Raw genomic sequence first — 21,404 nt, forward strand, 5'->3', positions numbered from 1 at the left:
CTCAGGGGCCGGGCGCGAAGGAGTCGAGCGCGGTGTCGAAGGCCCGCTTCGCCTCGTCGAGCCGGGCGACCGGCGCCGACACCCACACGTCGTACATCCGCCCGAAGTCGTCCCAGCACTCGTCGTAGGTGTGCCGGGCGCCCTCGGCCTTGGTGAACCCGTTCCAGGTGAACTCCCACAGCGCCGCGTCGCGTCCGTGGTGGGTGGTCGCGGTGACCTTGCCGTCGCGGTAACCGGGGTTGCTGGCCGGCCCGTTGGCGGCCGCGAGCCTCATGACGCCGAGCGGCCCGCCGGACACCGAGTTCTGCGTGCGGATGCCGATCCTGAGGGCGCCGTCCGGGGAGTTGTAGAACACGCGCTGCTCGTCGGTGGTACGGACGTAACCCTCGGGCAGGACGAGCGCGAAGCCGTCCGGGTCGCGGACGAAGCGGAATCCGTCGGGCACCGGCGGCGGGGCCCGCCGCGGGGGCGGCGGAGGAGGCGGGGGCGGCCGCCAGGAGGCGTCAGGCGGGGCGGCGCCGGTGCTCGGCGCGGACTGCTCGACCGAGGTGCGGCCCCCTCCCACATCGCCGAGCGCGAGGACCGCGACGGCCGCGCCCGCCCCGGCGAGCACGATCACCAGGGCGGCTCCCACCAGCACGCTCCGGGCCTGCCAGGGACGGGCCGCGGGCAAGGGCGACGTCACGGGGGTGGCGGGGAGTTCGGGGGCCGGCGGCACCGGCTGGTCGACGCGCTCGGTCGGCACGTAGCGCGGTCTTGGGGTGCTGCCCGTCGCGGCGAACGTGCGAAGGAGCGACTCCGCCTCCACCGCGCCGAGCCGGTGCGCGGGGTCGCGTTCCAGGAGGCCGTGGACGACGGGGAGCAGCGGGCCCGCGGCCCGGGGCGGCCGGATCTCGTCGAGGACGACGGCGTGCAGGACGCCGCCCAACGAGTCGCGGTGGAAGGGGGATTCGCCGCTCAGGGCCGCGCACAGCAGGGCGCCGAGCGACCACAGGTCCGACTCGGGCCCGGCCCTCGCGCCCTGCATCCGCTCCGGCGCGGTGTATTCGGGCGAGCCGACGAACGCGCCCTCCTCACTGATCGTCGAGGTGCCCGGCACCTGCGCGATGCCGAAGTCGGTGAGCACGACGCGTCCGCTGTCCTCCTCGATGAGGACGTTGGCGGGCTTGAGGTCGCGGTGCAGCACGCCCCGGGCGTGCGCGGTGGCGAGCGCGCCGAGCAGAGCCACCCCGATGCGCGCCGCCTCCTGGACCCCGACGGGCCCGGCGGAGGCGAGCCGGTCGGCGAGCGAACCGCCGTCGACGAGCTCCATCACGATGTACGAACGGCCGCCCGCGCCTTCGGGATCGGCCTCCTCGACGACGTCGTGGACGACGATCACGTGCGGGTGCTTGATCTGGGCGACCGCGCGGGCCTCGCGCAGCGCGGCGGTGGCGGGCGCGCCGCCCTCGGGGTGCAGTTCCTTGACGGCGACCTGGCGGCCGAGCAGTTCGTCCTGCGCGCGCCAGACGGTGCCCATCCCGCCCCGGCCGAGCCGCCCCCCGAGGCGGTAACGCCCCGCCACGAGGCGGGAGTTGGGACGGTCTTGGGGCTCTTTTGGATCCTGCTCTGCTGTGGGCACCGGGTTCCCCCTCGATCTCCCCGCACGCGTGCAGGGCCCATCATGCCGCACCCCGGGCGGGCTCCGACGGCGTTCGCCGCAGGTGGGAAAAGCCCGGTCAGCCGCCGTTGGAGGAGGTGGTCTGCCATCCCTGGAGCACCGTGTCGAACTGCTGGCGGGTGGTCGCCCAGTCCTCGTCGGGGCCCGACATGTAGATGGCGTACTCGGGTTTGCCCCCGTCGCCGTAGTACATCTGGTCGATGGCGTGCCGCTTGCCGGGGAAGTCCTGCTTCTCCACGTAGGTGAACTCCCACAGGGACGACTTCACCTGGTCCCGGTAGGTGTTGCTGTGCAGGGTGACCCGCTTGTACTGGGGCAGCCGGTCCTTGAGCGACTTCTCCATGTTGAGCATGTGCATGTACGGGTTCTCGAAGTCGGGCACCTTGTCGACGCTGATCCGGATGCGGTGCTTGCCGTTGTCCGGGGTGTAGTCGATCTCGGCGCCGTCCATCTGCCGCTTCCAGCCCTTGGGCACGAGCAGGCTGAAGCCGGCCTGGTCCTTGACCCGCTGCCAGCCGGCGGGCACCGACTGGTCGCCGCCGCCCGGCTTGTCGCTGGAGTCGGTGGTGGTGGGCGGGCCGGAGGTCTGCGAGCTGCCGCCGCCCGAACCGTCCCTGCCCTCCTGGTACTTCATGTAGGCGAATGCCGTGCCCACGCCGACGACCGCGGCCAGCACGACGACCAGCGCCGCGGTCCGCCAGCGCCGCCTGCGCGGCGCGGGCCGGGTGGCGGGCTGCGGGGCGGGCCGCGCCGGGGCCGGGCGCGGGGCCGGGTTCGCTTCGGTGGGCCCGGTCCGGGACGTGGTGGCCGAGCGCATTTCCCGCTCGGACAGGTGACGGGTCGGCACATAGGCCTGGGCGGCCTTGGAGGCGCGCCCCTCCATCGCGTCGAGGAACATCCGCTCGGCCTCCTCGACCGAGGGGCGCTCCTCCGGCTGCTTGCGGAGCAGCGCGACAATCACGGGGGCCAGCGCTCCGGCCCGGTCGGGCGCCGGGGGTTCGTCCTCCACCACGGCCTGCATGGTGGAGATCGGCGAGTCCCGGCGGAACGGCGACTCGCCCTGCACGGCGGCGTACAGCGTGGCGCCGAGCGACCACAGGTCGGAGGCGGGGCCCGGGTGCGCGCCCTGGACCCGCTCGGGCGCCAGGTAGTCGATGGAGCCGACGAGTTCGCCGGTCTTGGTAATGGTGACGTCGCCCTCGATGGCGGCGATGCCGAAGTCGGTGAGCAGCACCCGCCCGTCGCTGGCGAGCAGCACATTGCCGGGCTTCACGTCCCGGTGCAGGACGCCGGCCGCGTGGGCCGCGCGGAGAGCGCCGAGGACGTGCAGTCCGATGCGGGCGGCCTCGCGCGCGTCGATGCGGTGGTCGTCGGCGGCCTTGACGGCGTCGGCGAGCGAGGGCCCGTCGACGTACTGCATGACGATCCAGGGCCGGTTGTCGTGGTCGAGGACGTCGTGGACGGTGACCACGCCGGGGTGGGTGATGCGGGCGGCGGCGCGGGCTTCCTTCTGGGTGCGCGCGTGCAGGATCGCCCGGTCGGCCTCGGCCACGTAGAGGGCGGCGGTGAGTTCCTTGACGGCGACGGTGCGGTGCAGGACCTCGTCGTGCGCGCGCCAGACCTTGCCCATGCCGCCGCGGCCTATCGCGTCGCCGAGCCGATAGCGCCCGGCGAGCAGCAGCCCCGCGCCGGAGCCGTTCGTGCTGTGAGTGTTTTCCACGTCCCCCGCCCGCCCAGACCTTTCCTACGAGGTCAGATTACGGAGCGGAATCCGGCCAGGGAACCTCGGGGCACCCAACCGTGACCATACGGACCGTTGGTCCCGAGGTGATCGGGTCTTTCGGCCGTGTTCCGAGCCGAACAAAACCGTCGAATCCCGTGCGGGCGGGGCGATTTCGGGGACTGCGCAGCGTGACCGAATGTCAGCGAGTGGCCTTGTAGGCGCCGGTGGCCTGCCCGAAGATCTCCGTCACTTTGTCACGCTGCGCCTCCGGACCGATGACCTGGACCACGTGATATCGGCCATTGATGATCATGGCGAGATTGCGCACGTAGACCTGGCGGCCGTTGCTGTCGCGCCAGGTGAACTGCCCCTCGGCCATGGACCGCTGCCCCACGTCGATGCGTCGCAGACCGGCGGAGGTGGACCAGCTGGAGTCCCGGAAGGGCTGGAGTTCGCGCTCCTTGTCGGCCTGGTAGGCCAGCGGATCGGAGCCGTTGTCCTTCACGGAGTCCCGCCCAGGGACGACGATCAGCGTGAAATCACCCCCGACATAACGGACTTGCCCGGCATCGTTCATCGGCTGCCGCTGCCAGCTCTTGTCGACGCCGACCTGGAAACCCTCGGCGTCCTCGCGCACGGCGTAACCGGCGGCCGGGGTGGCGCCGGTCCCGCCGGGCCCGGTGGTCTGCGTCTGCTGCGAGGGCGGCGTGCCGCCGGGCGCGGGCACCTGGGAGGCGCCGCCGGACGGCGAACCGGGGCTCTGCTGCCCGCTGGTGCCGGGCGGGGTGGCGCTGCCCGTGTTCCGCGCGGAGCCCGAGCGGGGCATGAAGAGCACGGCGTACGTGATCGCCGCGGCGAGGAGCGCCAGGATGAGCAGGAGCAGCAGCCGGCCGAGCGATCTCGGTCTCCCGCTCCGCGGCGGCGCGGCCTGGCGGTGGCGGCCGTGTTCGGCGGGCGGGGCGACGGGCACGGGGGCGGCGCCGCGCCGTCTGCGCCGTACGAGTTCGCCGCGGCGGCGCAGGATCGGGAGCCGCTTGGCGTCGGGCACGATGAGCGGCGCGATGCGGGCGCCCGCGTCCGGCTCGGGCGCGGACCGCACCAGCGAGCGCAGCCAGCCGCGCAGTTCCTCGAACTCCGGGCGCTCGGTGGGGTCCTGGCGCAGCAGTGATTCGACGACGGGTCGCAGCGGACCGCACTCCTCGGCGAACGCGGGCGGCTCTCCGCACACCATCTGGACGAGCTCGGCCGCGCTCTCTTCGGGGTAGGGGGCGTGGCCCTGCACCGCGCGGAACAGCAGGGCGCCGAGCGCCCAGAGGTCGGTGGCGGGGCCGACCGGCGGGGCGAGCCGCCAGTTCTCGTGCACGGGCCCGGCCTGCTCGGGCGCCCACCGCTCGGTGACCGCCCCCACGACGGCCATCCGGGTGTGCCGGGCCCGCTCGGCGGCGAGCCGGTTGGCGGGGCCGCGATAGGGGGCGTCGGCCGAGGCGGTTCGCCGGCCCGGCGTGGGCGTGCGTTCCTTGACGACGGGGACGGGCAGCGGGGCACTGGGATGCGGCTGACGCTGCGAGTCGGCGCGGAAGGCATCGGCCCGAAAGCCCGGGGGCAGGGCGGGAGTTCTGGGGGCGGGAGCCGGGATGCCCGACGACTGGGCCGGACTGCCTGAACTCCCTTGTGGACGCCGGGAGTTGGGGCTTTGGGCATCGGGCCCCTGTGCCTCGGCCGCCTGGCGCGGGGTGGGGAGCGGCACCCAGCGTCCGGTCACCGGGTCGTACTGGCGGCGGGTGCGGCCGGAGTCGGGGCCCTGGTCCTCGGCGTACGGGCTCGCGGGGGTGCCGCTCGGGACCCGCACGCCGCGTACGGGGTCGTACATGCCCTGGTCGCCGGGGGTGTCCGGGGTGGCCCAGCTGCCTTCGAGCCCGGCCTGGCGGGCCTGTTCGGAGGGGGGCGTGCCTTCCGGGGCGGGGCGCTGCACGGGAAGGTCCGCTCCGGTGCGTGCCGCTGCCGCTGCCCTTGCGCCCGCGCGGTACGCGGCGATCGCCCCGGCCCGCGCGGCGGGACGCGGCTCGGGCCCACCTTGCGACGTGCCGCTCGGCGGGGTCTCGTCGAGCCCGCCCGAAGGCGCGGGTGGCCGTGTCTCGCCGGGGCCGCCCGGAGGCGCGGCAGGAGGACCTCCGCCGGGGCCGAGGGACGTCGTGGCCGGTGGTGCTTCGCCGAACCCGTCGCCGTCGGGCGGCAGCGGCACGGGGGCGTACCCGCACAGCGCCTCCTCGGCGGCGCCCGCCGCGAGGCCGGTCAGCACGACCCGGCCGTCGTCGCATATCAGCACCGTACGGGCGGTGATGTTGCGGTGCGTCCAGCCGTGCGCGTGCAGCACCCGCAGCGCGGTCAGCACGTCGGAGGCGACCTCGGCCGCGCGGAAAGGGTTCAGCGGACGTTCGGCGAGCAGCGCCGACAGCGGGCGCGCGGCGACCAGTTCGCTGACGATCCACAGCGAGCCGTCCTGCGCGAACACGTCGAAGACCTGGTCGAGGCGGGGATGGTCGGGGATCTGCGCGGCCGCCTGGGCCGCCTCGACGGCCCGGCGCACGGCGGGGTCGGCGGGCCGCCGGGTGGTCCGCCCGTACCCGGGTGCGGCGCCGTACCCGCTCTCGCCCCCGCGCATATAGGCGTCGGGCGTCCCGTACGCGTCGTCGCCGTCGAGCACCTCTGCGTCGACGACCTCCGGCAACGGCACCTGCCGGACCAGGACTTCCTGGCCGCTGTACGTGTCGAAGGCGCGTGTCTCGACGAGGTCGTAGGTGTCGTCGGGGGGCAGCGGCAGCCGATAGCGGTCGGCGAGCACCCGACCCGCATAGTCGTCCACGACGCCTCCCCACAGCGCGCTGTTCCCCCGGACCACGGACCTCAGCCCCGCCGCAACCCGTCAATTCCGGTCGTTTACCGGCCCATTGTGGCTGCGTACGGTCCGCGGGCTCTCACGATACGTGGCCCCGCCGCGTCACGTCCGGGGGATAGGCGTTTCCCCGGGCGGGGTCAGGCGGGCTGGAAGGTGGCGAAGAACGCGGCCAGGGTCTGCTGGGTCTCCGGCTTCGACCAGTCCGCGTCCTTGGCCGAGAACATGATTCCGTAGCCCTGGCTGAGGCTGACGACGAAGCCCCGGTCCACCGAGTGGTACTTGGCCCCGCTGTCGTCGTCGTAGGTGAACTCCCAGTCGGCCGCGGGCCAGCCCCGGTAGTTCACCGCGGCTATCTTTACCCGCTTGTAGCCCGGCCTCGTCATGGATGACTCCTGGTCCGTCCAGTCCGCCACCGGGTTCGACTTGGGGCTGTCGGTCCAGCCGATGAGGAGGCGCTGCCCGTTGGGGCCGTTGAATCGGACGCCCGCGTCGTCGGTCTTGCTGTACGACCAACCCGCGGGCAGGCCTATGGAGAAGCCCTGGCTCGACTTGTAGGGAGTGGTGGCGGGAGTGCCCGTGCCACCGCCGCCCTTGTTGTTGTCGCCGGTGCCGGTGCCTGTGCCCGTGCCGGTGTCGTCGCCCTTGCCGTCGCCCTGTCCGGCCGTCGCCGTGGAGCCCTGGCCGGACGGGGTGCCCGCGCCGGACGGGTTCTGGCTGCCGGTGCCCTTCTTGCTGCTCGCCGGGGAACCACCGGCCGCGGGCCCACTGGAAGCGGCCTTGTCGCCCTTGGGCTTGTGCGCGGAATCGTCTCCCGAGCTGAGCGTGATGGCGAGCACCGTGCCGAGTATCGCGAGCGCCGCGACCACCGCGATGATCACCAGGGTGCGGCGCGGCACGACATCGGTGAGCGGCGCGCGCGGCGGCGGCACCGGACCCGACGGCGCCCCGGACTTCGGCCGCGCCGGCACCGCCTTGGACCGGACGTCCCGCGCCTCCCGGGCGACCTGCGCCTTCTCCTTGGCCGACGCCTTGGCTTCGGCGGCCGCGTTCCGTACGGACTTGAGCGCGCCGCGCACCCGCTCGGCGGCCACGTCGGTCTTCGGCTCGCCGGGCAGCGGCGGCAGCGGAACCACCCGGGTCGCCTCGGGCGACACCGGCTCGGGAGCGGGCTCGGGGCGCTCCGGAGCGTTGAGCACCTCGGTGAGCAGCTTGCGCGCGGCAGCGTTGTCGAGCCGCTGCGCCGGGTCCTTGGCGAGCAGCCCGTAGATGACCTGCTCAAGGAGCGGCCCCGCGTTCTTGGGCGGGTCGACCGGCTCGGTCATCACCGCGGTCAGCGTCGCGATCGCCGAACCCTTGTCGTACGGGGGCACGCCTTCCACGCTCGCGTACAGCAGCCCGCCGAGCGACCAGAGGTCGGCGGCCGGACCGGGCTTGTGGCCACGGGCCCGCTCGGGCGAGATGTACGAGGGCGCGCCGACGAGCATGCCGGTGGAGGTGATGGAGGGGTCGCCCTCCACCTGGGCGATGCCGAAGTCGGTCAGCACGACCCGGCCGTCCTCGGCGATCAGCACGTTGGACGGCTTGACGTCGCGGTGCAGGATGCCTTCCCGGTGCGCGGAACGCAGCACGTCGAGGATCGCGAGCCCCACCTCGGCGGCCCGGCGGGGCGTCAGCGTCCCGTCCTCGCGCACCGCTTCGGCGAGCGACTTGCCCTCGACGAGCTCCATCACGATCCAGGGCCGGTCGTCCTCGTCCACGACGTCGTAGACGGTCACGGCAGCAGTGTTGCGGATCCGCGCGATCGCCTTGGCCTCGCGCAGGGTACGCGTGATGAGCCGGCGCTTCTCGTCCTCGTCGATGCTGGAGGGGAAGCGGAGTTCCTTGACGGCGACGGTCCGCCCGAGCGTCTCGTCGACGGCCCGCCAGACGGTCCCCATCCCGCCCCGCCCGAGCACTCCCCCGAGCCGGTACCGGCCCGCGAGCAACCGGCCTTCGCCGCCGCCCTTCTTGGGGTCCTGGGCTGCGGCAGCCGGCTTGGCGTCAGCGGGGCGAGCCGTCGACCTGGCGTCGGCGGAGGGGGTGGTGGGCTTGGCGTCCCCGGGCTTCGCGGCCGACTTGGCGATGGAAACCTCGGGGCTCGACTTGGCCACCGGCTTGGCGTTGGAAACCTCGGGGCTCGACTTGGCCACCGGCTTGGCATCGGCGGGCCGCGAACCCGACTTGGCTTCCGCGTCCTTGATGCCCGGCTCGGCGTCGGAGACTTCGGAGTCCGGCTTCGCATCGGCCGACTCGGAACCCGGCTCGGCATCCCCGGCCTTGGCAACCGGCTTGGCCTCAGCGCCCCCGGAGCCCGGCTCGGCAGCAGACTTGGCGGCGGCGGAGCCACCCCCGGCGCTCGGCTCGGCAGCCGCGGCAAGGGAGCTCGGCTTCGCACCCTCCGCCTTGGTGCCTGCCTTGGCGCCCGACTTCGCACCCGGCTTGGCGACCGACGTCCGGGGGTCCGGCTTGGGCTCCCGGGCGGCGGCATCCCGCTCGGCGCCCGCAGCGCCGGGCTTCGCATCCTGCGCCCGGGAACCCGAGTTGTCCTTCGGGGCAGCCGCGGCCCGCCCGGCGTCCGACGACTCACCCGCACTCGACTTGGCCACCGCGTCACCCGCATCCGCCGGGCGCCGCCCGGACTTCGTGTCCGCCTCGCCCGAGGCGGGCTCTGCGGGCGTCGACGACGCCCCCGGTTCCTGCCGCTCGTCCCGCTGGGGCTCCCGCGACTGCTCCGCCTCCGACATGCGTCCCCTCTGCGATTCCTGATCTTCGCCCGCGCCGGCCTCGGCCCGCGGCCTGCCGCGACCGCCCTCATGGAGCCGGCCCGGCCCACCGCTTCGACCTGCTTGTCCTGCCGGGTGCCCGGCCGCACCGGAGCCGCTCTCGAACTCGGCGTCCGCGCGAGGCCCGTAACCCGCCCTGGCAGAGCCATCATTGTCCCTCACGCCAGGACCGGTGATGGTCCGGGGTCCGACCTCCGCCAAGATGGCTCCCGAGGAAGGGAAGCCCGCCATGCCGACGCTCCGGGCGCTGCTCGTCGCACCGCTGGCCACGACGCTGACCACGGCACTGTGCGTGCTCGGCACGACGCGGCTGCCCGGCGAAGAGGCCCCTTCCGCCGCGCGCACCGCGCTGGCCCGCCTGGTCACCGACGGCGGCGCCCCGGCCGCCGCGCTGCTCGCCGAAGACGCCTCCGGCACCCGGTACCACACCGCGGGCACCACCCTCGGCCGCGCCGACCACTTCCGCGCGGGCAGCATCACCAAGACGTTCGTGGCCACCGTCGTGCTCCAGCTGTCCGCCGAGGGCAGGCTGGGACTCGACGACACCGTGGACCGGTATCTGCCCGGACTTGTGCGCGGGCACGGCAACGACGGCCGCCACCTCACCCTGCGCTCCCTGCTCTCCCACACCAGCGGTCTCTTCAACTACACGGCGGACACCACCGTTCCGGTTCCACTCACCCCCGACGAAGCCGTCCGCACCGCGCTCGCCCACTCCCCCGGGCCCCTCGGCACGTATGCCTACTCGAACACCAACTACGTGCTGCTCGGCCTGATCATCCAGGCCGTCACCGGCCGCACGTATGCCGCCGAAGCCGAACGCCGCATCATCGCCCCCCTCCATCTCACCGGCACCTCCTTCCCGGGCGCCCGCACCACGCTCCCCGAACCACACAGCCGCGTCTACACCTCCAGAGGCCGCGACGTCACCGAACTCGACCCGCGCCAGGCGGGCGCCGCCGGCGAGCTGATTTCGACGCTCGCCGATCTCAGCCATTTCTACGCGGCCCTCCTCGGCGGCACCCTGCTGCCCGCGGCCCAACGGCGCGAACTGCTCAGCACCGACGCCACCCTGGGCGTGTACGCACTCGGCGTCTACCCCCAGCGGCTCTCCTGCGGCCTGACGGTGTGGGGGCACAACGGCCACATATCCGGCAGCTACGTGCGCGCCGCCACCACCCCCGAAGGCCGCCACACCGCTGTCTTCCGCATCAACACCGATGCCCTCACCGACCCCTCCCTCGAACTCGCTCTCCTCGACGCCGAGTTCTGCCCGACGTCGACCCGGCCGCCGCCCCACGCGCCGCCGACACCCCATGCGCCGACGGCGTCCAGCACCCCGGCGCCGCCCCGTACCCCGGTACCGGCCCGCGCGCTGCGGCCGTCCCGTACTCCGGCGGCGCCCTCGGCCTCCGCTCCCGCGTCCTAGACGGGTGCGATGTCCGGCGCGCCGAGCCTGGCCGCGTCCGCCGTCAGGTCGTCCGGCTGGCGCTGCGACTCCCGCTCGGCCTCCACCCGCTTCTCGTAGTGCTCCACCTCCTTCTCGATCTGCTTGTGGTCCCAGCCGAGCACCGGCGCCATCAGCTCCGCGCACTCCCGGGCCGAGCGCGTGCCCCGGTCGAAGGTCTCGATCGAGATCCGGGTCCGCCGGGTCAGGACGTCGTCGAGGTGGCGGGCCCCCTCGTGCGAGGCGGCGTAGACGATCTCGGCGCGGAGATAGTCGTCGGCCGCGGCGAGCGGTTCGCCGAGCGCCGGGTCGGCGGTGATCAGCTCCAGGAGGTCCTCGGCCATCGAGCCGTACCGGTTCAACAGGTGCTCCACGCGCACCACATGGAGTCCGGTCCTCGCCGCGATCCTGGCCCGGGCGTTCCACAGCGCCTTGTACCCTTCGGCGCCGAGCAGCGGGATGTCCTCGGTGACACAGGCCGCCACCCGCTGGTCGAGCGCGTGCACCGCCTCGTCGACGGCGTCCTTCGCCATCACCCGGTACGTCGTGTACTTGCCGCCCGCCACGACCACGAGCCCCGGCACCGGATGCGCGACGGTGTGTTCGCGCGAGAGCTTGCTGGTGGCGTCGGACTCCCCGGCGAGCAGCGGTCGCAGACCGGCGTACACGCCCTGCACGTCGTCCCGGGTCAGGGGCACCGCGAGCACCGAATTGACGTGTTCCAGGAGGTAGTCGATGTCGGCGCTCGATGCCGCGGGGTGCGCCTTGTCGAGGTCCCAGTCGGTGTCGGTGGTGCCGACGATCCAGTGCCGGCCCCAGGGGATGACGAAGAGCACGGACTTCTCGGTCCGCAGGATCAGCCCGGTATTCGAGTGGATCCGGTCCTTGGGCACCACCAAGTGGATGCCCTTCGAGGCCCGTACATGGAACTGCCCCCTCTCCCCGATCAGCGCCTGGGTGTCGTCGGTCCACACCCCCGTCGCGTTCACGACCTGCTTGGCGCGGATCTCGTACTCCCCGCCCGCCTCTCCATCCTGCACCCTGGCACCGACAACGCGTTCGCCCTCGCGCAGGAAGCCCACCACCCGGGCCCGGTTGGCGACCTGTGCCCCGTACGAGGCGGCGGTGCGCACCAAGGTGGTCACATAGCGCGCGTCGTCCATCTGGGCGTCGTAGTACTGCAACGCTCCGACCAGCGCGTCCTTCTTCAAGGCGGGCGCGACGCGCAGCGCGTGGCGGCGGCTCAGGTGACGGTGCGTCGGCAGCCCTCTGCCGTGCCCTGACGACACGGACATCGCGTCGTAGAGGGCGACGCCCGAGCCCGCGTAGAGCCGCTCCCAGCCCTTGTGCTGCAAGGGGTAGAGGAACGGGACCGGTTTCACCAGGTGGGGTGCGAGCCGTTCGAGCAGCAGCCCGCGCTCCTTGAGCGCTTCGCGTACGAGGGCGAAGTCGAGCATCTCCAGATAGCGCAGGCCGCCGTGGATCAGCTTGCTGGAGCGGCTGGAGGTGCCCGATGCCCAGTCCCTCGCCTCGACGAGGCCGGTGGCCAGGCCCCGGGTCGCCGCGTCGAGTGCCGTGCCCGCTCCGACCACCCCCGCGCCCACGACCAGCACGTCCAGCTCGCGTTCTGCCATGGCGGCGAGCGCCTGTGCGCGCTGCTCGGGTCCCAGTGTCGCTGTCCTCACGGCTTGCCTCCCGTGGATCGGGGTGGTCGCGCGGACCGGGTGGTCCGGCTCACATCCTCGATTCTGGACGGGACCACCGACATCGGCCACCGCCTGTGGACAACACTCGGATTGCCGCGCCCTCCCAATGCCGTAAATCGGTCATATTTCCTCTTAGTCTGACATTCAGCACGCCCATTCTGTCCACAGGGCTTGCGCTCCATGTCCCCTCCGGCTAAGGGAAAGGACGGCCACATGCCCGCAGACCTCGCCGTCATCGGACTCGGCCACCTGGGCCTGCCCCTCGCCCAAGCCGCCGTCGCCGCCGGCGTCCAGACCGTCGGCCACGACACGGATCCACGCGCCGTCGCCGAACTCAACGCGGGGCGCACCCCCGCCGACGGCTCGCTCACCCCCGCCGACCTGCGCCGGATGCTCGCGGGCGGCTTCCGCGCCACGACCGACCCCGCCGAACTGGGCCGGGTCCGTACCGCCGTGATCTGCGCGCCCACCGCCCTCGGCACCGACCGCACCCTCGACCTCCGCGCGGTCGCCGCGGCCGCCCGCGCGCTGGCCGGGAGGCTGCGGCCGCACACCACCGTCATCCTGGAGTCGGCCGCACACCCCGGCACCACCGAGGAGTTCCTGCGCCCGCTCCTCGAAGAGGGCTCCGGCCTGCGGGCCGGACGCGACTTCCACCTCGCCTACTCGCCGAGCCGCATCGACCCCGGCAACCGCACCCACAGCTTCGCCGCGACCCCGAAGGTCATCGGCGGGCTCACCCCGGCCTGCACGGAGTCCGCCGCCGCGTTCTACGGCCGCCTCACCGACAAGGTGGTCCGCGCCCGGGGCCTGCGCGAGGCCGAGATGTCCAAGCTCCTCGAAACCAACTTCCGGCACGTCAACATCGCCCTGGTCAACGAGATGGCCGTGCTCTGCCACGACATGGGCGTCGACTTCTGGGACGTCATCCGCTGCTCGGAGACCAAGCCCTTCGGCTTCCAGACCTTCCGGCCGGGGCCGGGCGTCGGCGGCCACGGCATCCCGCTCGACCCGGCCCCGCTGCCGTACGCGGGACTGCGCATGGTCGGCCTCGCCCGCGAGATCAACGCGCACATGCCGGGCTACGTCATCCAGCGCTCCACCACGCTCCTGAACGAGCACGGCAAGTCGGCCCGCGGCGCCCGCGTGCTCCTGCTCGGCATCACCTACAAGCCGGACTCGGCCGACCTGGCGGGCTCCCCCGCCCACGAGATCGCCGGGCGGCTGATGGATCTGGGCGCGCAGATCACGTACCACGATCCCCATGTACCGACCTGGCGCGTCCACGACCAGCCGGTGCCGCGCGCGGACTCGCTCTACGAGGCCGCCGCCCACGCCGATCTGACGGTGCTGCTCCAGCACCACCGCACGTACGACCTCCAGGGCCTGGCGGTCAAGGCGCAGCTGCTTCTGGACACCCGCGGCGCGACCCCGGCGGGAGCCGCTCACCGGCTGTGAAATGCCTGTGAGTCACGGGCCCCGGGGCTGCTAATCTGCGGCGTTCACTTGTCGCACAGCCGTGCGTTTTTGTCCCAGGGGGGACCATCCATGAGTCAGCCTGTCACGCCACCACCCCAGTCGCCCGAGCCGCAGCCCGACTTCGGATACCCGGCGGCTCCCGTGGCTCCGGCGCCGGTGCGGAGGCCCGGCAACCTGGTGGGCGGCGCACTCGCCGGGTTCGCCGCGGCCGTCGTCACCGGCCTGGCCTACGGCCTGATCACCGGCGCCATCGAGCGACAGTTCGGGTACGCGGCTTTCGGCATCGGCTTCGCGGTCGCGCTCGCGGCCTTCAAGGTGGGCGGCCGCAGCTTCTGGCTCTTCGTGATCTCCGCACCCCTGGCGGTGGCCGCCACGTTCTTCGGCCAGCTCCTCGCGGTGGCGATGATCGAGACCAAGGACACCCCCGAATCGGTCACCGACGTGTTCCTCAGCCACTTCGGGTGGCTGACCGACGCCTGGGCCCACGACCAGAGCATCCTGCGGTACGCGTTCCTCGCGCTCGCCGTCGTCGGCGCCTGGGCGGGGGCCAGCCGCGCCACCGAGTGACCCACAACGCCATGCGAGAGGGGCCCGTACCGCTCGTCGCGGTACGGGCCCCTCTTCGTGCGTACGGCACGCCCTTGTGCGGGCGTGACCGCATGTCACCCCTCTGCGGATGACGAGCGGTTCAAACCTCAGCGCTTGTGCTGCGCGTCCGCCACCGTGACCTCGACCCGCTGGAACTCCTTGAGCTCGCTGTAGCCGGTCGTCGCCATCGAGCGGCGCAGGGCGCCGAACAGGTTCATCGAACCGTCCGGGGTGTGCGAGGGACCGGTGAGGATCTCCTCGGTGGTGCCGACGATGCCCAGGTCGACGAGCTTGCCGCGCGGCACGTCCTCGTGGACGGCCTCCATGCCCCAGTGGTGGCCGCGGCCCGGCGCGTCGGTGGCGCGGGCCAGCGGGGAGCCCATCATCACCGAGTCGGCGCCACAGGCGACGGCCTTCGGGATGTCGCCGGACCAGCCCACGCCGCCGTCCGCGATGACGTGGACGTACCGGCCGCCGGACTCGTCCATGTAGTCGCGGCGGGCCGCGGCGACATCGGCGACGGCGGTGGCCATCGGGACCTGGATGCCCAGGACGTTGCGGGTGGTGTGCGCGGCGCCGCCGCCGAAGCCCACCAGGACGCCGGCCGCGCCGGTGCGCATCAGGTGCAGGGCCGCGGTGTACGTGGCGCAGCCGCCGACGATGACCGGGACGTCCAGCTCGTAGATGAACTGCTTCAGGTTGAGCGGCTCGGCGGCGCCCGAGACGTGCTCGGCCGAGACGGTGGTGCCGCGGATGACGAAGATGTCGACACCCGCGTCCACGACGGCCTTGGAGAACTGGGCGGTGCGCTGCGGGGAGAGCGCGGCGGCGGTGACGACACCGGAGTCGCGCACCTCCTTGATGCGCTGCCCGATCAGCTCTTCCTTGATGGGCGCCGCGTAGATCTCCTGGAGGCGGCGGCTCGCGGTCGCCTCGTCCAGCTCGGCGATCTCGTCGAGCAGCGGCTGCGGGTCCTCGTACCGGGTCCACAGACCCTCAAGGTTCAGCACGCCGAGGCCGCCGAGCTCACCGATGCGGATCGCCGTCTGCGGCGAGACCACGGAGTCCATGGGGGCGGCCAGGAAGGGCAGCTCGAAACGGTAGGCGTCGATCTGCCAGGCGATCGAGACCTCCTTCGGGTCCCGGGTACGCCGGCTCGGGACGATGGCGATGTCGTCGAACGCGTACGCCCTGCGGCCGCGCTTGCCGCGCCCGATCTCGATCTCAGTCACGTTGTGTGGGCCTTTCCCTCTACGTCTGCATGCCCCAGTATCCCCGACATACGGGCGAGGGGCGGCCCCGGGAACTCCCGGGCCGCCCCTCGTCGGGTGCTGCGGACTTACTTCCTGCTGTAGTTCGGCGCCTCGACGGTCATCTGGATGTCGTGCGGGTGGCTCTCCTTGAGGCCCGCCGAGGTGATCCGGACGAACTTGCCGTTCTGCTGGAGCTCGGGGACGGTGCGGCCGCCGACGTAGAACATCGACTGGCGCAGACCGCCGACGAGCTGGTGGACGACCGCGGAGAGCGGGCCGCGGTAGGGCACCTGGCCCTCGATGCCCTCGGGGATCAGCTTGTCGTCGGTGGACACGGCCTCCTGGAAGTACCGGTCCTTGGAGAACGAACGCTGGTCGCCGCGGGACTGCATCGCGCCCAGCGAGCCCATGCCGCGGTACGACTTGAACTGCTTGCCGTTGATGAAGAGCAGCTCGCCCGGGGACTCCTCGCAGCCGGCGAGCAGCGAGCCCAGCATCACCGTGTCGGCGCCCGCGACCAGGGCCTTGGCGATGTCGCCCGAGTACTGGAGGCCGCCGTCGCCGATGACGGGGACGCCCGCGGCCTTGGCGGCGAGCGAGGCCTCGTAGATCGCGGTGACCTGCGGGACGCCGATGCCGGCGACGACGCGGGTGGTGCAGATGGAGCCGGGGCCGACGCCGACCTTGATGCCGTCGACGCCCGAGTCGATGAGCGCCTGGGCGCCGTCACGGGTGGCGATGTTGCCGCCGATGAGGTCGACGCCCGAGGAGTTCGACTTGATCTTGGCGACCATGTCGCCGACCAGGCGGGAGTGGCCGTGCGCGGTGTCCACGACGATGAAGTCGACACCGGCGGCGATCAGCGCCTGGGCGCGCTCGTAGGCGTCGCCCGCGACACCGACGGCCGCGCCGACGAGCAGTCGGCCGTCCTTGTCCTTGGCGGCGTTGGGGTACTTCTCGGCCTTGACGAAGTCCTTGACCGTGATGAGGCCCTTGAGGATGCCGGCGTCGTCGACGAGCGGCAGCTTCTCGATCTTGTGGCGGCGCAGCAGCTCCATGGCGTCCACACCGGAGATGCCGACCTTGCCGGTGACCAGCGGCATCGGCGTCATGACCTCGCGCACCTGGCGGCTGCGGTCCGACTCGAAGGCCATGTCGCGGTTGGTGACGATGCCGAGCAGCTTGCCCGCCGAGTCGGTGACCGGGACGCCGCTGATGCGGAACTTGGCGCACAGCTCGTCGGCGTCGCGCAGCGTCGCGTCCGGGTGCACCGTGATCGGGTCGGTGACCATGCCGGACTCGGAGCGCTTCACCAGGTCGACCTGGTTGGCCTGGTCCTCGATGGAGAGGTTGCGGTGCAGCACACCGGCGCCGCCCTGACGGGCCATGGCGATGGCCATGCGCGCCTCGGTGACCTTGTCCATCGCCGCGGAGAGCAGCGGGACGTTCACCTTGACGTTCTTCGAGAGGTACGAGGAGGTGTCGATCTGGTCGGGCGCCATGTCGGACGCGCCCGGCAGCAGCAGCACGTCGTCGTATGTCAGCCCGAGCGTCGCGAACTTCTCGGGCACTCCGTCGACGTTTGCAGTCATGACACCTTCCCCAATGGCCTTGATCGGTGCGGATGTCCATGCTAACGGGCTGTGCGGGTGTCTCATTCCACGAGCAAGATCATCGAGATTCTTTGTACGTTCGCACGTGATGGGCGGAGGGTTGGCGCGCCTGTCACGCGCCTAGGAGCCGCCTACTGCTCGGCGAGGGCTCGCAGCCTGCTCAGCGCGCGGTGCTGGGCGACCCGGACCGCGCCCGGCGACATGCCGAGCATCTGGCCGGTCTCCTCGGCGGTGAGGCCGACGGCGACCCGCAGCACCAGGAGTTCGCGCTGGTTCTCGGGGAGGTTGGCGAGGAGCTTCTTGGCCCATTCCGCGTCGCTGCTGAGCAGCGCGCGCTCCTCCGGGCCGAGCGAGTCGTCGGGCCGCTCCGGCATCTCGTCGGACGGCACGGCCGTCGAACCGGGGTGGCGCATCGCCGCCCGCTGGAGGTCGGCGACCTTGTGCGAGGCGATGGCGAAGACGAAGGCTTCGAAGGGACGCCCGGTGTCGCGGTAGCGCGGCAGCGCCATCAGGACGGCGACGCAGACTTCCTGGGCGAGGTCCTCGACGAAGTGGCGAGCATCACCCGGCAACCGGTTGAGACGGGTGCGGCAGTAGCGCAGCGCGAGCGGGTGGACATGCGCGAGCAGATCGTGCGTCGCCTGCTCGTCGCCGTCGACCGCACGGCGAACGAGTGCACCGATGACCCCTTGGGCCGCAGCCTCGTCGTCGCGCATCGATCCATGGTGCCCCGGCGTCGTCCCCTCCGTGGCACCGCGTCCGTAGTTGTGCACCGAAGCGTTATGAGCGGGTGCGCCGGAACTCATCCCCTGCACCCCCCTCCCGCTCGACCGACCTGTCCCCGAGGAACTCCACACCTACAAGGATGCGGCATCGCGGCGGAAGCATCACCTACTGCTGCCGTTCGCGGGGCGACCGGGCCCGCCCGCCCGACGGCGGACGGGGCTCCGACCGGCTGTTGCACCTGCCGTCAGCGCACCAGGCCCCAGCGGAAACCGAGCGCGACTGCGTGCGCCCGGTCCGAGGCGCCGAGCTTCTTGAACAGCCGTCGGGCATGCGTCTTGACCGTGTCCTCGGAGAGGAACAGCTCGCGGCCGATCTCGGCGTTGGAGCGGCCGTGGCTCATGCCTTCGAGCACCTGGATCTCCCGCGCGGTGAGCGTGGGCGCCGCACCCATTTCGGCCGACCGCAGTCTGCGCGGGGCGAGCCGCCAGGTCGGGTCGGCGAGCGCCTGGGTGACGGTCGCCCGCAGCTCGGCGCGCGAGGCGTCCTTGTGCAGGTAACCGCGGGCCCCGGCGGCGACCGCGAGCGCGACCCCGTCGAGATCCTCGGCGACCGTGAGCATGATGATCCGGGCGCCCGGGTCTGCGGACAGCAGCCGGCGGACGGTCTCCACGCCGCCCAGACCGGGCATGCGTACGTCCATCAGAATCAGGTCCGAGCGGTCGGCACCCCAGCGGCGGAGGACTTCCTCGCCGTTGGCCGCCGTCGTCACACGCTCGACGCCGGGCACGGTCGCAACCGCGCGGCGGAGCGCCTCGCGGGCAAGCGGGGAGTCGTCGCAGACGAGGACTGATGTCATGGCCGCCCTCCGCAGCTGATGCGCGTCACCTTGAGCCTCCAGGCTGGGTACATGTGTCACCTGTGCGATTGACGCCCTCGGACACCTGCCCGAGCGCTTGTTGTTTCAATCGCCTCCGCACTCTCAACGACGGTCACTCGAAAGAGTTACGGGTCGGGCGGGCACGTTCGGCACTCTACGTGAGGAAGCGCACACACAGGAGAGCGTCGCGAGCCGCCCGCCCAACTTTTGTAGCTATGCCCCATTTAGCGGCTTTTCTTCCCTTTTTTCGGTGTCTGCGGCTAGATTCCCAATGAGTCATATTTACATCTACTTACACAGGAGATGTACCTTCGTCGGTACCTACGTTTCGGATGAGCCCCTGTGCGCACCCGTCCCGTACCGGCCCGCCCATCCGCCTCAGCACGGTTTCAAGGGGACAAGAGCAATGGCAGATTTCTCCCGCCTTCCCGGACCGAACGCCGATCTGTGGGACTGGCAGCTCCTCGCGGCCTGCCGTGGGGTCGACAGCTCGCTCTTCTTCCACCCGGAAGGCGAGCGCGGCGCGGCGCGGAGTGCGCGCGAGAGCTCGGCGAAAGAGGTGTGCATGCGCTGCCCGGTGCGTGCACAGTGCGCGGCCCACGCCCTGGCGGTACGAGAGCCCTACGGCGTGTGGGGCGGGCTCACCGAGGACGAGCGCGAAGAGCTCATGGGCAGGGCGCGCAACCGCCTGGTGACGGCCGCCGCCCCGGCCGGGGGCGGCATGGCCCCCTCCTGAGCGACTCCGGATCGGACCGGATCAGAAGAAACGTTCCTGCACAGTTTGGGCCCGCCCCGGCCGCAAAGCGGCGGCTTGTGGCCGCGCCCTCTTGTCGCGCCTAACCCCGCGCGGCGGCGCGGGTCAGCTGGTCGAGGGTGGCCGCGACGGCCGGGACCTGAGCCAGGTCGGGCAGCGTGAGCGCGACGATCTCCCGCTCGACAGCAGGCTCGACGGTGACCGTACGCGCGCCCTTGGGCCGTACGGATTCGATCGCGAGCTCCGGCATCACCGCGACGCCGAGACCCGCGCCCACCAGGCCGATCACCGCCGGGTAGTCGTCGGTCGCGAAGTCGATGCGCGGGGTGAACCCGGACTCCTCGCAGACCTCCACCAGTTGGCGCCGGCAGCGCGGGCAGCCCGCGATCCAGGGCTCGTCCGCCAGGTCCTTGATGGCAACGGTGCCCGTCTCGGCCAGCGCGTGCCCCTCGGGCACCAGGCCGACCAGGCGGTCGACGAGCAGCGGGCGCACCACCAGGTCGTCCCACTCCGTGGCGTTCGAGCCGTACCGGAAGGCGAGCGCGATGTCGCAGTCGCCCTCGCGGAGCATCTCCACCGAGCGCGGCGGCTCGGCCTCGACGAGCGAGACCCGGGTGCCCGGGTGGGCCGCGCGCAGGGCGGCGAGCGCGGTCGGCACCAGCGTGGAGGAGCCGCTCGGGAAGGACACCAGGCGCACCCGGCCGGCCCGCAGCCCGGCGATGGCGGCGACCTCCTCCTCCGCCGCGGTCAGCCCGGCAAGGATGCCGGCGGCGTGCCGGACCAGGACCTCGCCGGCCTGGGTCAGGCGCATCTCGCGGCCGGTGCGGATCAGGAGCGGGGTGCCCGCGGACGATTCGAGGGCCTTCATCTGCTGGCTGACGGCGGGCTGGGTGCAGCCCAGTTCGCGGGCCGCCGCCGAGAAGGAGCCGGTGGCGGCGACGGCGCGCAGGACGCGGAGATGACGGGCCTCGATCATTCTTTGAGCATAAGCGAATCTTGGAGGGCGCGGCGAGAAATCGGTCGCTGCTTTGGGTTTGGCTCGGCTAGCGTTCCCCTATGGAGCTTCTTTCTGTGAACCTGGGCCGCGCCAAGGCCGTCGGCTACACCGACGCCAAGGGTGGCGTCACCGGCATCGACAAGCGGCCGGTGAGCGGTGCGGTCCGCGTCTTCGCTCCGGGCCCCAAGGGCGTGGGCGCCAGCGGCGTGGAGGGCGACACCGTCTGCGACCTGCGCCACCACGGCGGCGACCACCAGGCGGTCTACGCCTACGCCCGCGAGGACCTGGACGCCTGGGCCACGGAGCTCGGCCGCGAGCTGCCGAACGGCTCGTTCGGCGAGAACCTCACGACGTACGGCGTCGACGTGAGCGGTGCCCGGATCGGCGAGCGCTGGCGGATAGGCCGCGACGTGGTCCTCGAAGTCGCCTCCGGACGGATCCCCTGCCGGACGTTCGGGGGCTGGCTCGATCAGAAGGGCTGGGTCCGGCGCTTCACACAGGCGGCGGTTCCGGGGGCGTACTTCAGGGTGATCGCACCGGGCGAGATCCGTGGGGGCGACCCGATCGAGGTGATCGAGCGACCGGATCACGAAGTTTCGGTGGCCTTCTGGTTCCGGGCGTTCACGACCGAGCGGGCGCTGCTGCCGCGCACCCTGGCGGCGGGCGACGCCCTGGAGCCCGAGGCGGTCGAGACCGTACGGAAGTACCTGGCCAAGCACGGCTCATAGGAACGGGGCCCAACCCGCTTCCCTCAAGATCTCCACAAACCCCTCAAAGACTGTCGCCATTGGGACAGTTCATGGGGATCACGACCGGTTGGGCGGCCCGGTGGGGGCGGTCACCGCACGCCCACCGGGGGCATT

General features: G+C 72.2%; 15 protein-coding genes. 5 read left to right on the plus strand and 10 right to left on the minus strand.

Features of this window, described 5'->3' with window-relative positions; genetic code table 11:
- Position 1: 1 nt before the first annotated feature.
- The 4 genes from OHA17_RS15850 to OHA17_RS15865 form a co-directional block, all read right to left on the minus strand.
- A complete protein-coding gene (locus OHA17_RS15850; RefSeq protein WP_406510731.1) occupies positions 2-1,519 on the minus strand; it encodes a serine/threonine-protein kinase in 1,518 nt (505 codons plus the stop codon).
- A 199-nt stretch (positions 1,520-1,718) separates the two neighbouring features.
- On the minus strand, positions 1,719-3,380 hold the full coding sequence (locus OHA17_RS15855; RefSeq protein WP_406507206.1) for a serine/threonine-protein kinase: 1,662 nt from the start codon (positions 3,378-3,380) through the stop codon (positions 1,719-1,721).
- A 202-nt stretch (positions 3,381-3,582) separates the two neighbouring features.
- Complete coding sequence (locus OHA17_RS15860; RefSeq protein ID WP_406507207.1) at positions 3,583-6,246, minus strand: protein kinase; 2,664 nt, start codon at positions 6,244-6,246, stop codon at positions 3,583-3,585.
- A gap of 170 nt (positions 6,247-6,416) precedes the next feature.
- A complete protein-coding gene (locus OHA17_RS15865; protein WP_406507208.1) occupies positions 6,417-9,062 on the minus strand; it encodes a protein kinase domain-containing protein in 2,646 nt (881 codons plus the stop codon).
- Between the two features lie 268 nt (positions 9,063-9,330).
- On the opposite strand from OHA17_RS15865, the gene OHA17_RS15870 reads away from it, so the two are divergent.
- Positions 9,331-10,530, plus strand: a complete 1,200-nt coding sequence (locus OHA17_RS15870) for a serine hydrolase domain-containing protein (protein ID WP_406507209.1) — start codon at positions 9,331-9,333, stop codon at positions 10,528-10,530.
- Here OHA17_RS15870 and OHA17_RS15875 read toward each other — a convergent pair.
- A complete protein-coding gene (locus OHA17_RS15875) occupies positions 10,527-12,233 on the minus strand; it encodes a glycerol-3-phosphate dehydrogenase/oxidase (protein ID WP_398875653.1) in 1,707 nt (568 codons plus the stop codon). The two genes, OHA17_RS15870 and OHA17_RS15875, sit on opposite strands and share 4 nt — an antisense overlap.
- A gap of 234 nt (positions 12,234-12,467) precedes the next feature.
- On the opposite strand from OHA17_RS15875, the gene OHA17_RS15880 reads away from it, so the two are divergent.
- Both OHA17_RS15880 and OHA17_RS15885 read left to right on the plus strand, forming a co-directional pair.
- Positions 12,468-13,712: a nucleotide sugar dehydrogenase gene (locus tag OHA17_RS15880; protein ID WP_406507210.1), complete on the plus strand. Its 1,245-nt coding sequence runs from the start codon at positions 12,468-12,470 to the stop codon at positions 13,710-13,712.
- 90 nt (positions 13,713-13,802) lie between these two features.
- Positions 13,803-14,300, plus strand: a complete 498-nt coding sequence (locus OHA17_RS15885; RefSeq protein ID WP_406507211.1) for a hypothetical protein — start codon at positions 13,803-13,805, stop codon at positions 14,298-14,300.
- Between the two features lie 128 nt (positions 14,301-14,428).
- Here OHA17_RS15885 and OHA17_RS15890 read toward each other — a convergent pair whose 3' ends face one another.
- The 4 genes from OHA17_RS15890 to OHA17_RS15905 form a co-directional block, all read right to left on the minus strand.
- On the minus strand, positions 14,429-15,553 hold the full coding sequence (locus tag OHA17_RS15890; protein ID WP_053730355.1) for a GuaB3 family IMP dehydrogenase-related protein: 1,125 nt from the start codon (positions 15,551-15,553) through the stop codon (positions 14,429-14,431).
- 107 nt (positions 15,554-15,660) lie between these two features.
- Entirely contained in the window at positions 15,661-17,166 is a 1,506-nt protein-coding gene (gene guaB, locus OHA17_RS15895; protein ID WP_053730356.1) for an IMP dehydrogenase, read from the minus strand.
- A gap of 152 nt (positions 17,167-17,318) precedes the next feature.
- Complete coding sequence (locus OHA17_RS15900) at positions 17,319-17,903, minus strand: sigma-70 family RNA polymerase sigma factor (protein WP_053730357.1); 585 nt, start codon at positions 17,901-17,903, stop codon at positions 17,319-17,321.
- A 254-nt stretch (positions 17,904-18,157) separates the two neighbouring features.
- A complete protein-coding gene (locus OHA17_RS15905) occupies positions 18,158-18,769 on the minus strand; it encodes a response regulator transcription factor (RefSeq protein ID WP_003948568.1) in 612 nt (203 codons plus the stop codon).
- A 427-nt stretch (positions 18,770-19,196) separates the two neighbouring features.
- On the opposite strand from OHA17_RS15905, the gene OHA17_RS15910 reads away from it, so the two are divergent.
- Entirely contained in the window at positions 19,197-19,526 is a 330-nt protein-coding gene (locus OHA17_RS15910; RefSeq protein ID WP_053730358.1) for a WhiB family transcriptional regulator, read from the plus strand.
- Positions 19,527-19,626: 100 nt separating this feature from the next.
- On the opposite strand, the gene OHA17_RS15915 is transcribed toward OHA17_RS15910, so the two are convergent.
- Positions 19,627-20,520 (minus strand): LysR family transcriptional regulator, encoded by an 894-nt coding sequence (locus OHA17_RS15915; RefSeq protein WP_053730359.1) that lies wholly within the window; start codon positions 20,518-20,520, stop codon positions 19,627-19,629.
- An 80-nt stretch (positions 20,521-20,600) separates the two neighbouring features.
- Here OHA17_RS15915 and OHA17_RS15920 point away from each other — a divergent pair, with 80 nt between their 5' ends.
- Positions 20,601-21,269, plus strand: coding sequence for an MOSC domain-containing protein (locus OHA17_RS15920; protein WP_406507212.1), 669 nt, complete (start codon positions 20,601-20,603; stop codon positions 21,267-21,269).
- The last annotated feature ends 135 nt before the right edge of the window (positions 21,270-21,404 follow it).

The organism is Streptomyces sp. NBC_00212, assembly GCF_045206365.1.
Lineage (GTDB): Bacteria > Actinomycetota > Actinomycetes > Streptomycetales > Streptomycetaceae > Streptomyces.